At 71.8% G+C, this 13,280-nt stretch carries 12 protein-coding genes and 1 pseudogene; 8 read left to right on the plus strand and 5 right to left on the minus strand.

The annotated features are described in order from the left end of the window. The first annotated feature begins 65 nt into the window (after positions 1-65). Complete coding sequence (locus tag ACZ5CR_RS15845; RefSeq protein ID WP_468857699.1) at positions 66-1,553, plus strand: MFS transporter; 1,488 nt, start codon at positions 66-68, stop codon at positions 1,551-1,553. Here the strand turns inward: ACZ5CR_RS15845 and ACZ5CR_RS15850 are convergent. Further along, positions 1,507-2,799, minus strand: coding sequence for an AMP-binding protein (locus ACZ5CR_RS15850; protein WP_468857701.1), 1,293 nt, complete (start codon positions 2,797-2,799; stop codon positions 1,507-1,509). The genes ACZ5CR_RS15845 and ACZ5CR_RS15850 overlap by 47 nt on opposite strands. A gap of 156 nt (positions 2,800-2,955) precedes the next feature. Between ACZ5CR_RS15850 and ACZ5CR_RS15855 the strand changes: the two genes are divergently transcribed. The 5 genes from ACZ5CR_RS15855 (at position 2,956) to ACZ5CR_RS15875 (ending at position 7,203) form a co-directional block, all read left to right on the plus strand. Next, positions 2,956-4,269, plus strand: a complete 1,314-nt coding sequence (locus ACZ5CR_RS15855; protein ID WP_468857702.1) for a lipase family protein — start codon at positions 2,956-2,958, stop codon at positions 4,267-4,269. A 138-nt stretch (positions 4,270-4,407) separates the two neighbouring features. Beyond that, positions 4,408-5,667 carry a PucR family transcriptional regulator gene (locus tag ACZ5CR_RS15860; protein ID WP_468857703.1) on the plus strand — a complete coding sequence of 420 codons (1,260 nt, stop codon included), beginning with the start codon at positions 4,408-4,410 and terminating at the stop codon, positions 5,665-5,667. A gap of 127 nt (positions 5,668-5,794) precedes the next feature. Continuing rightward, entirely contained in the window at positions 5,795-6,430 is a 636-nt protein-coding gene (locus ACZ5CR_RS15865) for a hypothetical protein (RefSeq protein ID WP_468857704.1), read from the plus strand. 5 nt (positions 6,431-6,435) lie between these two features. Beyond that, positions 6,436-6,888, plus strand: a complete 453-nt coding sequence (locus ACZ5CR_RS15870) for a hypothetical protein (RefSeq protein WP_468857705.1) — start codon at positions 6,436-6,438, stop codon at positions 6,886-6,888. Positions 6,889-7,011: 123 nt separating this feature from the next. After that, positions 7,012-7,203: a DUF5999 family protein gene (locus ACZ5CR_RS15875; RefSeq protein WP_468857706.1), complete on the plus strand. Its 192-nt coding sequence runs from the start codon at positions 7,012-7,014 to the stop codon at positions 7,201-7,203. Positions 7,204-7,219: 16 nt separating this feature from the next. On the opposite strand, the gene ACZ5CR_RS15880 is transcribed toward ACZ5CR_RS15875, so the two are convergent. Further along, positions 7,220-7,849, minus strand: coding sequence for a TetR/AcrR family transcriptional regulator (locus ACZ5CR_RS15880; RefSeq protein ID WP_468857708.1), 630 nt, complete (start codon positions 7,847-7,849; stop codon positions 7,220-7,222). 109 nt (positions 7,850-7,958) lie between these two features. Between ACZ5CR_RS15880 and ACZ5CR_RS15885 the strand changes: the two genes are divergently transcribed. Both ACZ5CR_RS15885 and ACZ5CR_RS15890 read left to right on the plus strand, forming a co-directional pair. After that, positions 7,959-9,539, plus strand: coding sequence for a cytochrome P450 (locus tag ACZ5CR_RS15885; protein ID WP_468857709.1), 1,581 nt, complete (start codon positions 7,959-7,961; stop codon positions 9,537-9,539). Between the two features lie 89 nt (positions 9,540-9,628). Beyond that, the gene (locus ACZ5CR_RS15890; RefSeq protein ID WP_468857710.1) at positions 9,629-9,931 is read left to right on the plus strand and encodes a hypothetical protein; all 303 of its coding nucleotides are present in this window, start codon (positions 9,629-9,631) and stop codon (positions 9,929-9,931) included. Positions 9,932-9,965: 34 nt separating this feature from the next. On the opposite strand, the pseudogene ACZ5CR_RS15895 reads toward ACZ5CR_RS15890, so the two are convergent. From ACZ5CR_RS15895 to ACZ5CR_RS15905, 3 genes and pseudogenes are all read right to left on the minus strand, one after another. Next, positions 9,966-10,190: pseudogene (locus tag ACZ5CR_RS15895) on the minus strand (hypothetical protein); the annotation flags it as partial. Positions 10,191-10,331: 141 nt separating this feature from the next. Beyond that, positions 10,332-12,233: a DUF2264 domain-containing protein gene (locus ACZ5CR_RS15900; protein ID WP_468857711.1), complete on the minus strand. Its 1,902-nt coding sequence runs from the start codon at positions 12,231-12,233 to the stop codon at positions 10,332-10,334. Further along, complete coding sequence (locus ACZ5CR_RS15905; protein WP_468857819.1) at positions 12,230-13,210, minus strand: hydroxyacid dehydrogenase; 981 nt, start codon at positions 13,208-13,210, stop codon at positions 12,230-12,232. Before ACZ5CR_RS15905 ends, ACZ5CR_RS15900 begins: the two co-directional genes overlap by 4 nt. Positions 13,211-13,280 lie beyond the last annotated feature (70 nt).

Here is a 13,280-nt window from a genome sequence, read left to right on the forward strand (position 1 = left end):
AATCCGGCAGCGGAACCGCGTCACGTTCGGCGGCACCACCGCATCGCGATCGAGGGGAGCCGCACGTGGGCCGGGGAAGGCTGACCGCTCTTCTGGCGATGCTCGCCCTGGCCGGATTCATCACGACCCTGGACAACACCGTCATCAACGTCGCGCTGCCGACCGTGCAGCGCGACCTCGGCCTGACGGTCACCGACCTGGAATGGGTGGCCACCAGCTACGTACTGAGCTTCGGCTCGCTCCTTCCGGCCGGGGGCAGGCTCACGGATCTGCTCGGCCGGCGGGTGGTCCTCGCGGCGGGGATCGTCGTCTTCACCACCGCCTCCCTTGCCGCCGCCCTCGCGGACAGCGGCGGGACGCTCATCGCGGCGCGCACGGTGCAGGGTGTGGGCGCGGCGCTCGTCATCCCGGCGTCGCTCGCGGTGGTCGCCGCCGATCTGCCCGCCCGCAGGCGCGCCATGGCGGTCGGCCTGTGGACCGCGGCGCTCGCGGTCGCGCTGGCGCTCGGCCCCGTGGTGGGCGGGTTCGTGACCGAACGGTGGGACTGGAGCTGGGTGTTCCTGCTCAACGTCCCCTTCGGCGTCCTCGCCCTGCTCCTGGTGCCCGCGGTCCCCCGCGCCGTCGCCCGCGTGCGGCACGGGCTGCTGCCGCTCCTCGATCTGCCGGGGGTCGCGCTCTCCACGACCTCTCTCTTCCTCCTCACGTACGGGCTCGTCAGGGGCGGCGAGCACAGTTTCAGCACCCCGCCCGTGCCGCTCTGCCTCTGGCTCTCGGCGGCCACCGGGATCGCGTTCCTCGTCGTCGAGTCGCGGACGTTTCTGCCCCTTGTGGATCTGCGGCTGCTGCGCAACCGTTCGCTGAGCGGGGGCGCGGCGGCCCAGGTGCTGTGGGGCATCGGTGTCAACGGCGTGTTCTTCTTCACCGCGCTCTACCTCCAGCGGGTGCTCGGCTTCTCGCCCACCAAGGCGGGCCTCGCCTTCCTGCCGCTGGCCGGTGCGCTGCTCGTGACGACGCCGTTCGCCGAGCGGGCGGCCAAGGCGGTGGGGGCGCACTGGTCGATCGCCGGTGGGCTCGTCCTTGTCGCGGGCGGGCTCGTGTGGGTGTCGGGGGCGGGGCTGCACGCGCAGTACTGGGATCTGCAGCCCGGGCTCCTCCTGATCGGCGCGGGGTCGGCCCTGACGACTCCACTGACGGTACGTTCCGTCGTCGATGTCCCCGCGACGCGCACCGGAATGGCTTCGGGCCTGGTGAGTGCGGCCCGTGAGATCTCCGGGGTGTTCGGGGTGGTCCTGGTCGGCGTGGTCCTCACCCGCACGGAGCGCACGGCACTGCGGGACGGCGCCGATCCACGCAGCGCCTTTCTGGACGGCTACGACACGGGGCTGCAACTGGCCGCGCTCTGCGTCCTGTTGGGAGCCGTCGTCACCGCCGTCACGCTGCGTCGGCCTGCCCGGCACCGGCGGAAAACCGGTACCACGGGCACCACCGGCACCGATTCGGTCCGCGTCAGGGGCGTGACGCGACATCCGGGGCGGCGTCGGCTGCTCCGATGACGGTCACGTAGCCGTCCGGGCCGATGACCGCGACGTCTCCCGTACGCAGCCATCCGCCCGGCAGCAACCGCCGCCTCGTCTCGGCCGGGTCGCGCCAGTACTCCGCGCACACCTGCGGGCCCCTCACCAGGAGTTCACCGGCGTGCCCCAAAGGCAGCTCGATTTCCGGGGCTCCCTCCCGGCCGATGCGGACCTCGGTGCCGGGCAGCGGCAGGCCGGATGTGCCGGGTCTGGCGTTGGCGCCCCGTGGATTGGCGAGGACGGCGCCCGCGGCTTCGGGGATGCCGTAGCCCTCGACGAGCACGGCGTCCGCCGAGTCCCGGATGCGGTCGGCGGTGTCGGCGTCGAGGCCGTCGGTCAGCCAGGTCCGCACCGTGGCGAGGGCTTCCCACTCATGGGCGGGGCGCGCGAGAAGGCGTCGGCAGTCATCAGGTTCGGCCGACAGGAGGGTCACCTTGCGGCGGCGCGCCGTGCGCAACAGCGCCTGGGGTTCGGGGTACGGCAGGAGGACGGTACGCGTCCCGGTGAGCAGCGGTGCGGTCAGGCCGAACAGCATCCCGCGCGGCCGCCACAGGGGCGTGACGGCCAGAGCGGTCTCCTGTCCGTCGCGCAACTGAGGGTGCCACAGGGCGAGTTGGTGGGCAGCTGCGACCAGATTCGCGTGCGTGAGCATCGCCGCGGGGCCGTCGGCGGCGACGTACGAGAGGACTGCCGGATCACCCGGCTCCGGCCCCACGCCGACCGCCTTCGGCCTGAGCGTCTTCCGTATACGACCGCTCCCCGGCCACTCCCCGCCGATCGGGACCATGACGACGCCCCGTACGCACGTTTCACCGCGCACCGCGTCGATCCGCTCCCCCGCGAAGTCGCCGGAGACCACCAACACCGCTTCTGAGTCGGCCAGTTGATGCGTCAAAGCCTGCCGTGGCGCTCCCGGGTCGATCGCCACGACGACCGCCCCGAGCCGCAGCACCGCATGCCACGCCACCGCGAACCACGGGCAGTTGGGCAGCACCAACGCCACCCTGTCACCGCGCCGGACACCCAGCGTCCGCAACGTATCGGCGCACGCGCCCGCAGCGCGGTGCAGCCCCCGGAAGCCGGTCCGGCCGCGGTGTCGCCCGGCGGCCGCGTCAAGCAGATCGGGGATCGTGACGTCGGGGACGTGCAGGCGGTGCGGCACCCCCGCGGCATAGAAGCGGAGCCACGGTCGTGGGTCCTGGGCCTTCACCTGTGGCTCGGTCATGACCTGATCGTGGCGCAGGATGCCGGGCCGCCACTTGTACCTCACGCACAGTTCCCGCCCGGTGGGCTGTGGTTCCACTGACTATCGACGCCTGGTTACCGCTCCGTAACTTCACGGCGGGCACAGCAATCTCCCCTTGAGACGAAGGAGCACCCCGTGCACAGGCCAAGAGCGAAACGGAAGAAGAGGCTGCTCGCGCTGACCGCGGCCGTCGCCCTGGCGGGCCTGGGGCTCGGCGTGCCGACCCTGACGGCGGGCGCCGCCGCGACGCCGGACGCGTCGGCGGTGTGCGACGCCCCGGACGAGCGGATCTACCAGGTACCCGGTGCCGTCCCGACCGATCCCGGCAGCGTCATCGCCTGCCGGGCCACCCAACTCCCCCACGTGCCGGGCGATGTCGCGATGCACGCCTGGAAGGTCCAGTACAGCTCGAAGGACAACGCGGGCAGGGCGGTCGCGGTCTCCGGCACCGTCGCCGTGCCGGACGCCCAGTGGAAGGGACGCGGCAGCCGTCCTGTCGTGGCCTTCAACCCCGGGACCCTTGGGCTCGGTTCGCGGTGCGCGTTCTCCAAGCAGCTCGCGGGCGCGTTCCAGGACGAGTACGAGGGCGAGAACATCGCGGCGCTCCTGAAGGCCGGATACGCCGTCGCCGCCACCGACGGTGCGGGCTATCTGGACGGCCAGACCCATCCGTACGTCTCCGGTGCCGACGCCGGGCACGCGCTCCTCGACATCGTGCGCAGTGCGCCCGCGATCCCCGGCAGCGGCATCGACCCGAAGACGAAGGTCGGCCTGTGGGGCTACTCCGAAGGCGGTGCGGCCAGCCTGTGGGCGGCGCAGCTCGCGGCTTCGTACGCTCCTGAACTGAACGTCGTCGGCGACGCGTCCGGCGGCGTGCCGGGCGACTTGAAGGTGGTGGCCAAGGGGCTCGACGGCGGCCCGTTCGCGGGCTTCCTGGTCGACGCCGTGCTCGGCCTCTCCTCCTCGCACCCCCACATGCCGTTCGAGGAGCTCATGAACGACCAGGGCAAGGAGACGCTCAAGAAGGCCAGGTCGCACTGCCTGCTCGGGACGATCTCGACGCTCGCGGGCCAGAAGATCGAGGACAACACCACCGACGGGCTGAGCCTCGAGCAGCTCTACGCGCTCAAGGGAACGGACGGCAGGACGTGGGGCCAGGTCGTCGACGAACAGAAGCTCGGCGTCGGCATCGGCCGCGCGGGCTCCGGCGCCACGCACGAGATCGACTTCCCCGTGCTGCAGTACCGCGGCTCGCTGGAGGAAGTCATCCCGATCGAGACCGAGGACGCGACGCGCAAGGCGTACTGCAAGGCGAACATCACCACCCGGTGGATGACCTATCCCGGTGAGCACCTGACGACCGATCAACTGGCGAAGGACGACACGGTGAAGTGGCTCGGCGACCGCTTCGACGGGAAGCCGGAGTTCGGCAACTGTCTGCTCCCGTGAGTTGTCTCGCACTCGCTGCCTCTTGTCACCCGGGTGACAAGAGGCAGCATCATGTCCATCCGTCCCCGATGGGCCGCCACGCACCCGTGGCGGTATCTTCACCAAACCTTTGTCCCCCGCGCGCAGAGGGAGCACTCCATGGTGAACGGTTCGACGCTGCCCGCCGGTGTACCCCCGGCAGGCGGCCCCGCATCCGCGGGCACCCCGGCAGAGGAGTCGCACGCCGCGTTCAGAGCGTTCCCCTCGGGCCTCCACGATCACGTGAGACCGTTCCTCGACGACATCACCTCGGAGGTGGTGCGGGCGATCCGCACGGAGATACCGGAGTACGCGCGCCCGACCAATGACACGTACATGCATGTCGTGAACCGGGGCGTGGAACAGGCCCTGGAGGGTTTCCTGGCCCGGATGGCCCACCCGGACACCGACTGGGAGTCGGTGAAGGCCACGTACCAGAACATCGGCAGGGGCGAGGCGGACGAGGGCCGCAGCCTCGACTCCTTCCAGTCGGCACTGCGTCTCGGCGCGCGCGTCACCTGGCGCCGAGTGAACGCGATGGTCGACGCCGACCTGCTGCCCCGGCACGTACTCGCCGCCTTCGGCGAGGCGCTGTTCCTGCACCTGGACGAGATGGCCGCGGCGACGACCGCCGGCTACACCGAGGCCAGGCTGCACGCGGCGGGCGAACTGCAGCAGCGCCGGGCCCGCCTCATCGACCTGCTGACCGCCGATCCTCCCGCATCGGCGGAGGCGATCGCCGACCTCGCGCAGACCGCCCAGTGGCCCATCCCGCGCGAGGTGGCCGTCGTCGTCATCGACCACGCCCTCACCCCGGAGACCGTCAGGCCCATCGTGCCGCCGGAGTTCCTCGCGCGCTTCTCCGAGCAGCCCGGCTGCATCGTGGTGCCCGACCCGGAAGGCCCGGGGCGGGCCCGCTCGATCGCCGCCGCGCTGCAAGGGCTGCGTGCGGTGATCGGCCCGACGGTCCCGCTGCACGAGGGCGCGCGCTCCCTGCGCTGGGCGCTCGACGCCCTGGAGCTGTCCCGGCGCGGCATCCTGCCCCGGGCGGGCCTGCTGCACTGCGCCGACCATCTGGCGACGCTGCTGCTCTTCCATGACGAGGCGCTGATCGACGCGCTCGCACAACGGCATCTGCTGCCCCTGGACGAGGTGCGCTCACCGCAGCGGGAGCGCCTGGCCGAGACCCTGCTGTGCTGGCTGCGGTGCGGGCACAACGCGAGCGAGGTCGCCACGCGCCTGGCCGTGCACCCGCAGACGGTCCGCTACCGCCTGCGGCAGCTGGAAGAGGTCTTCGGCGACCGGCTGCACGATCCGGTGGCGCAGTTCGAGATGCAGTTGGCGCTGCACGCGTTGAGCCTGCGGCCGGTTCCCGGTTAGGGCCCCAGGCCCCAGGGGCGCGTCACCGGCACGTCACCCGGACGCGCCGCGAGGGCGGCGGCCCCCGACCGTTATCGAGCCGTAATGTCCCCTTCGTCCCAAGTCCCAGGCGAAGGAGAGTTTTTACGTGCGTGCCCGTCTCATGGCCGCTGCCATCGAACCGACTGCCCCGGCCGTCCTGACCACGACGCGGACCCCCCGGACCCCCACCCGGCCCCTGCCGCGCCTCGTGGTTCTCTTCCTCCTGCCCCTGCTCACCGCCCTCAGCGGCCCCTTGCTCGCCCCGGCGCACGCCCACGCGGACGCGCCGGTACGGCACGTCCCGTCCGCCACCAGCCTGCTGGCCCCGCCGCGCGTACCCGACGACCCGTGCACCAGCAAGGACCCAGCGGTCTGCCTGATCCGGCAGATGACTCCGGAGGAGCGGGAGCGGGCGCGCGAGGTGCGGCTGCGTTACCACGCACTCCTGGACACCATGGAGCGCGTGGCCGACCGTATGCACGAGGAAGGGCGCTCCGACGAGGAGATCGCCCGCGTCCTCGTCGACATGCGCAACGAGGCCAAGGACATCACCCGCGCCGGAATGACCCCCGAGGCGGTGCAGGCCCTGGAGCAGCGGAACATGAAGAAGTACGGCAATCCCCTGGGACCGACGGCGGAACAGCAGTTCCTCAAGTACGGCAGCTGGCACAAGGTCATCGAGGCGGCGACCCGCACCAGCGCCGCCGTCGACCAGGAACTCGGCATCCCGCCGCGCGTCTGACCTCCATGCTGCTTCAGGATTACGACCGTCACGGCCGGACGTGGGCCCTCGACCCCCGGACGGGTCTCGTCTCCCCCGGGTCCGGCCGCTGTCACGGCTTCGCCCACGTGAGCGACGAGGCGACGGCGGCGCTGTACGCCGACCCGTCCGACGGCGAACCGACCCTCTGGCTCCAGTACCGCCAACGCCGCTGGAACTGCGCCACAATGACGGCCCATCAGTCCCCCGGACCGAACGGCACCCGCCGCTTCACCGTCGAGGACGCGCGGGGAACAGCTCTCGAACTGCTCTACCCCGCACCGGATCCCGGTCCCTTCGACCCGACGTACGACTGGATCGACGCGGAGGGCGACGACTTCTTCCTCTGGGCGGCCGGTCGTCTGACGGACATGAACGCGGACACCACGGCGCGTACCACACTCCTGACGCACTTCCGGGCCGGTTTCCTCCCCACCTAAGGTCGCAAGTAACCTTTCCGAGCGATGAGTTGATGCCTCCCGCCGAGTCTTCACTCACACAAGGAGCAACCGAACAAGACCGGGCCGCGCACAAGGTTCGCGACCCTCACCCGGAGGTACACCATGTGCGCCCACCAGCCCCCGTGCCCGCTCGCCGAAAGCCCCGACCACGTCGCGGCCCGGATCCTCTCCGCCCACCCCGAACAGGGCTGGAGCCTGCTGTGCAACGGCACGATCGTCTTCGACGACACCGGCGAACTGCTGCCGGACGGACGCGTGGTGGCGGTGGCGCGGCCGCTGGCGATGGCGGCCTGATCCCCCCAGGGTCACCTCACGGCGCGATCGCGCCCAGCAACGCCCGCGCGCACAGGTCCCGCACCTGTGCGCGCGCCAGTTGCTCCGGCTCCTCGAGCCACTCCAGGCACACAGCCACCATGAAGGCGAGCCAGCCGCGCACGGCCAGGCGCAGGGTGGGCAGTTCGTGCGGCGTGGATGCCGTCTCGGGGTCCGCGGCAAGGGCTTCCAGGATCTGATCCTCGTGGGCCGCCAGACCCTCGCGGTAGATCCTGCGGACCGTGGCGTCGCCCGTCTCCTCCGCCCGGTGGAAGGCGCGGAAGCCCTCCGCGTGCGATTCGACGTACGCGAGGAACATGTCGAGGCCCGTGCCGATCTGGTCGCGGACCGGCACTCCGGGCACGGCCGCCGTCAGGCGCAGCATGCGATGGCTCTCGCGCCGCACCACGGCGGCGAAGAAGTCGCTCTTGGTCGGGAAGTAGTGGTAGAGCAGGCCGCGTGAGACTCCGGCGATCTCCGCCACCCGCTCGATCCATACGTCGTCGTACGGATTCTGCGCGAAGAGACGCGCCCCCGCCGAGAGCAGTTGCTCCCTGCGCTCCTCGCTGCTGAGTCTGCGGCGCGTGCGCTCCTGCGGGTTCGTGCGCTCCTGCGGTTCCGCGGCCATGGGAGCACCTTACTTGACGTGGATTCAACAGCGGGACCAGACTGTGGGTCCTTATTGAATCCGCGTACAACAGGCTCAATGGGTCTGCGGCACAAGGGAGATGGCACACATGGCGCAGGTGTCGCAGTCGTCGCAGGCGGCGGAGGGAGCCGAGCGGGCCGGGTCCGCCGGGCCCACTGAGCCCGCCGGGCCCACTGAGCCCGCCGGACCCGCTGGACCCGCCGGACCCGCTGGACCCGCTGGACCCGCTGGACCCGCTGGACCCCCCAAGGGGTTCCGCAGCGCCGAGCTGGGGTGGCCGCGTCTCGACCTCGTCCCGCATCCACCGCGCCGCCTGCCCCTGATCGGTGACGTCCTGGGCTCTCATGTCCGCACACCCGTGCAGGACTCGATGCGGATCGGCAGCAGCCTGGGGCCCATATTCCGCCGCAAGGCCTTCGGTAAGGAGATCGTCTTCGTCTGGGGCGCCGAACTCGCGGCCGAGCTCGCCGACGAGTCGCGGTTCGCCAAGCACGTGGGCCTGGGGGTCGCCAATCTGCGGCCGGTCGCCGGGGACGGCCTGTTCACCGCGTACAACCACGAGCCCAACTGGCAGCTGGCGCACGACATCCTCGCTCCGGGCTTCAGCCGGGACGCGATGGCCGGCTACCACCCGCTGATGCTGGACGTCGCCCGGCAGCTGACCGCCCGCTGGGACGAGCGCGAGGAGACCGGGCGGTCCGTGGACGTGCCCGGCGACATGACGAAGCTGACCCTGGAGACGATCGCCCGCACCGGCTTCGGGCACGACTTCGGTTCCTTCGAGCGGTCCAGGCCGCACCCCTTCGTGTCGGCCATGGTCGGCACGCTCTCCCACGCCCAGCGCCGCAACGTCGTGCCGCCCGCGCTCGCCCCGCTGCTGCTGCGCGGCGCCACCCGGCGCAACGCCGCCGACATGGCCTACCTCAACCGCACCGTCGACGACGTGGTCGCCGCCCGCCGCGCCGCGTCAGGTCCGGGCGACGGCGATCTGCTCGACCGGATGCTGGAGGTCGCCCACCCCGACACCGGCGAGCGGCTCTCCGCCGAGAACATCCGCCGTCAGGTCATCACCTTCCTGGTCGCCGGGCACGAGACGACCTCGGGCGCCCTGTCGTTCGCCCTGCACTACCTCGCGCGCTCGCCCGAAGTCCTGGCGCGCGCCCAGGCGGAGGTGGACGAGGTCTGGGGCGACGCGGGGGAACCGGCGTACGAACAGGTCGCCAAGCTCCGCTATCTGCGCCGCGTCCTCGACGAGTCGCTGCGGCTGTGGCCGACCGCGCCCGGCTTCTCCCGCCAGGCCCTGCAGGACACGACGATCGGTGGCGTGCACCCCATGCGCCAGGGAGCCTGGGCGCTCGTCCTCGCCACGCTCCTGCACCGCGATCCGGCGGCCTGGGGCGAGCGGCCCGAGGAGTTCGATCCCGACCGCTTCGCCCCTTCGGCGGTACGTGCGCGGCCCGCCCATGTCTTCAAACCGTTCGGCACGGGCGCACGGGCCTGCATCGGCCGTCAGTTTGCGCTGCACGAGGCGACGTTGGTCCTCGGCCTTCTGCTGCGCCGCTACGACCTGCACGCCGATCCCGGGTACCGCCTGCGGGTGGCCGAGCGCCTCACTCTCATGCCCGAAGGCCTCACGCTGCGGCTCACCCGCCGCGCCAAGGCCGGGTAGGACTGGATTGTCAGACCCGTGCGCAAGAGTGGAGGGTCCACCGGTGCGAGCCGCCGGACCGTCCGACCCCGCGCAGAGGAGCTCTCGACATGACCAGCACGTCGACCCCCGAACTGGCCGCCGCCCAAGCCTGCTTGCGGCTGCTGCACACCGCACGCGCCGCGCTGTCCGGTCCCTCACCGGCCGCGGCGGCCTCGCTGCTCGCGGGGCCCATCGCGGAGGCGGACGAGGCGCTGCGCCGCGCGGGCCTGACGGGCAACGAGGCCGAGCTCCTGAACAGGATCTACGACCTCGAGCCCGACCGCCCCGATCCCCGGGCCTGCCCCGCTTCGGCTGGTTCGGCTGGTTCGGCTATGTCGACTGGTTCGGCTCCGTCGACTTCGGTTCCTTAGGCTTCGGCTCCGTCGTCATCGGCTCCTGGGGCTTCCAGGTGAACTTGTCGCCGCCCACCCAGCGCACCAGGTCCGGGTCGTCCACGTCGTGCACGACGACACCCACCTGTGCGGCCACCTCAAGGACGTCGACGAGTTCCCTGGCCTCGCCGACCACCTCGCCGTCGAGCTCCACGATGCGGAAGGGCGGTCGGCCGGGGTTGACGCCAAGGACCGTGATCCGAGGGTTCGCCATATAGAGGTGCGCGCTTTCGGTCATATCTGCAGGCTTCCACGCTCCGGCTCCGTCATGACCTTCACGACCTGCCCGTTCGGCCGCTCGGGCTACGCAACCGGTCGCCTCGGGGCGCCCGGCCTCCGCTCACGCGAGGCGTTGGTGCGGTCACCCGACGCCCAGGGATCACCCGTGCTCGACGCTCAGCGGCGCGAAGGCGATCCGGGTCAGGGAGCCGTCGTCCGTCCACCGCACCTCGACGGTGTCCACCGTCGCGCTCACCACCGTGGCCGCCTCGGCGAGGGACGCGGGTTCGGGCTCCGCGGTGAGCGTGGCCAGAGCCGCGTACAGCGCCGTGCCCTCCGCCTCGGCCGTGAGGCGTGGCAGACGGGCCCACCGGGTGAAGGCCGTGCCCTGGGGTGCGCGCTGTTCGTCCTGGCCGGTCCAGCCGTGCAAGGGGTGGAGCGCCGAGAGCAGGGACTCCTCGGGCCCTGTCGCCCAACCCGTGTGGGTGACGCGGGCGCCGTGCGGGGCGCCGACGACGCGGTGCACACGTAGTTCGTGCCGCCCCTTGGCCACGGTGACGCTCTCCACGCGCAGCCCCGGCACCATGGGCGGCCCGCTCACGAAGGCCGGGGTGTGCCGGGACGCGGCCCAGCCCCAGCCCTCGCCCTGACCCGCGCCCAGCGGATGGATGCGGCTGCGGGCACTGCGTACTCCCGCCACCTCCACCGCCATATGGTTGTCCGCGGTGTTGCCGCGTGCCGTGGGGCCGGTGCTCGTGGAGTAGGCCTGGCGGGCGTAGAGCGGATCCTCGTGCGCCGCCGCCTCGGCCTCGTGCGGGCGCGCGTGGTCGCTGCCGTGGTTGTGCAGCCGTACGATCCCGTCGGCGCGGGTGCTCTGCACAAGGAGGCCGGGTGCGGGCAGCGCGAGGACGTGGTCGCCGCTCTCGCTGGGTGCGGGTTCCTCCGTGGCGGTCCACAGGGGGTGGGTGGCGGGTGCCAGGAGGCCGACGAACGCCTTCGACGCCCAGTAGGGGGACGCGGGGCCCGAGTAGGGCTGGAGGGACGCGTCGTGCGGGCCGTGCCAGCCGAGGCTGAGCAGTCCGTCGGCGCCGACGGAGCCGCGGTCGAGGAAGTAGCGAAGAGATCCGCTGAGGAGTCGGCGCGAGGTGCCCGGTGTCAGGGGCGTGTGGCCGGTGACGGCACCGAGGGCCACGGAGGCTCCCGCGGCGAAGCGGTAGGTCAGGGAGCGGCCGAAGTGGATCGGGGCGCCGTCGGCCCCGAAGAGGAGCCCGAAGCTCTCCAGGTGCTCGTGCAGGCGGGGGCCGTGCCAGGCCAACTGATCCTGATCGTCCGCCAAGTGGGCGTCGAGCGTCGGGTACAGGTGCAGGGCCCAGCCGTTGTAGTGGTCGAAGGCGCGGCCGTCTCCGTCGGCGTACCAGCCCTGGCCTCGGTACCAGGTCTCCAGGAGTCCGAGGGCCCGCTCGCGTGCCCGGGCCGTCTCCGCGTCGCCCCGGCCCACCGACTCCAGGAACCCGGCCACGGTGTAGGGGAAGAGGTACCAGTTGTTGGGCGCGGGGACGTGGCGGAGCGCGCCGCGCAGCCACTCCTCCGCCCGGTCCTGTACGTCGGTGTCGAGGCGGTCCCACAGCCAGGGGCGGGTGAGGCGCAGTCCGAGCGCCACGGACGCGGACTCCACCATCGGCTGGCCCTGGACGTGGTGGTCCAGGATCACCGGCCAGGACTCGGCGTCGTCGCGGCCGGGGCTGCGGGTGCCCGCGTCGAGCCCTTGCGCGTACCGGTCGAGCCAGCCGTGCGGGTCCTTGCCGTCGGCGCCGGCCACCCTGAAGGCGGCCGCGAGGAGGGTACGGGCGTATCCCTCCAGACCGTCCGACCGCACGCCCGAGGCCGATGGCCGCCCCGGCAGGTCGAGCAGGGCGCCGCGTGGCGTCGCCCACCGCCAGGCGGCGTCCAGGAGACCGTCGGCGGCGGCCTCCCAGTGCTCACGCGTGTAGCCGGTGAAAGGGCTCAGCTCACGGTCTTCTTCAGGCAGCCCGGGGATTGCGGGCAGTGCGGTGATGCTCATGCGAGGTAGGCCAGCCTTTCGCGTCGTACGGCGTGGGCGAAACCGTCGCCAGCGGCCCAGCGGCCGAGTTCGGCGACGGCGAGATCCGCGAGGCGACCCCACTCGTTGCCCTGCGAACCGGCCAGATGGGGGGTGATCATGACGTTGTCGCACTCCCACAACGGGTGTTCGGGGGGCAGGACTTCGGGGACGGTGACATCGAGGACGGCGCGGATACGGCCGCCGAGGGCGGCCTCGGTGAGGGCGTCCTGGTCGAGCACCGCGCCACGGGCCGTGTTGATGAGCACCGCCTCGTGGCGCATGGCGCCGATCAGCTCACGACCCACCAGGCCGCGGGTGGCGGGCAGCAGCGGCGTGTGGACGCTGACGACATCGCTGCTCCCGAACAACTCGGCGATGCCCACCGGTTGCGTGCCGAGTGCCAGGGCTTCCTCGTCCGAGACGTACGGGTCGTGGAGGAGGACCTTGAGGTCGTAGGGGCGGAGGAGTTCGATGACGCGGCGGCCGATCATCGAGGCGGAGAGGATGCCGACCGTACGGCCGTAGTTGCCCACGTCGTGCGAGAGGCTGAGCCAGTCGTCGCGGCGACGCGTGGCCTTGAACTCCCTTGCCCGCTCCATGGCTTGTTTGCCGGTGAGCAGGATCATGGCGACGGTGTACTCGGCGACGGGCAGGGCGTTGGCCGCGGCGGCCGACGACACCTCGATGCCGCGGTCCCAGCACTCCGGGGTGATGTGGCCGCGTACGGAGCCCGCGGTGTGGACGACGGCCCGCAGCCGTGGCGCGGCGTCGAGCACGGCGGCGTCAAGGGGCGGGCAGCCCCAGCCGGTGACCAGGACCTCCACGTCCCGGAGCACGGCGCGGGCCCGCTCCGTGGTGAAGTCGTCCAGGACGGTGTCCGGAACCAGATCACAGACCCGGCCGAGGGCGGCGAGCGCGTCGGGGCCGAGCACGGCCGTCGCCGCGTCCCGCGCCATGGCGAGCGCGGTGTGCGGACGGTGGCTGCCGTTCTTCAACAGATTCCCTTTCCCATGGCTCACGTGTTCC

The sequence above is a fragment of the Streptomyces sp. NPDC031274 genome (genome assembly GCF_055570235.1).

What these genes read in the sequence shown, in the direction of transcription:
- ACZ5CR_RS15890 (WP_468857710.1), top strand. Translation starts at nt 9,629, where the DNA reads ATGACCAGCACGTCGACCCCCGAACTGGCCGCCGCCCAAGCCTGCTTG.
- ACZ5CR_RS15870 (WP_468857705.1), top strand. Translation starts at nt 6,436, where the DNA reads ATGCTGCTTCAGGATTACGACCGTCACGGCCGGACGTGGGCCCTCGAC.
- ACZ5CR_RS15850 (WP_468857701.1), bottom strand. Translation starts at nt 2,799, where the DNA reads ATGACCGAGCCACAGGTGAAGGCCCAGGACCCACGACCGTGGCTCCGC.
- ACZ5CR_RS15900 (WP_468857711.1), bottom strand. Translation starts at nt 12,233, where the DNA reads ATGAGCATCACCGCACTGCCCGCAATCCCCGGGCTGCCTGAAGAAGAC.
- ACZ5CR_RS15905 (WP_468857819.1), bottom strand. Translation starts at nt 13,210, where the DNA reads ATGGCGCGGGACGCGGCGACGGCCGTGCTCGGCCCCGACGCGCTCGCC.
- ACZ5CR_RS15880 (WP_468857708.1), bottom strand. Translation starts at nt 7,849, where the DNA reads ATGGCCGCGGAACCGCAGGAGCGCACGAACCCGCAGGAGCGCACGCGC.
- ACZ5CR_RS15875 (WP_468857706.1), top strand. Translation starts at nt 7,012, where the DNA reads ATGTGCGCCCACCAGCCCCCGTGCCCGCTCGCCGAAAGCCCCGACCAC.
- ACZ5CR_RS15860 (WP_468857703.1), top strand. Translation starts at nt 4,408, where the DNA reads ATGGTGAACGGTTCGACGCTGCCCGCCGGTGTACCCCCGGCAGGCGGC.
- ACZ5CR_RS15885 (WP_468857709.1), top strand. Translation starts at nt 7,959, where the DNA reads ATGGCGCAGGTGTCGCAGTCGTCGCAGGCGGCGGAGGGAGCCGAGCGG.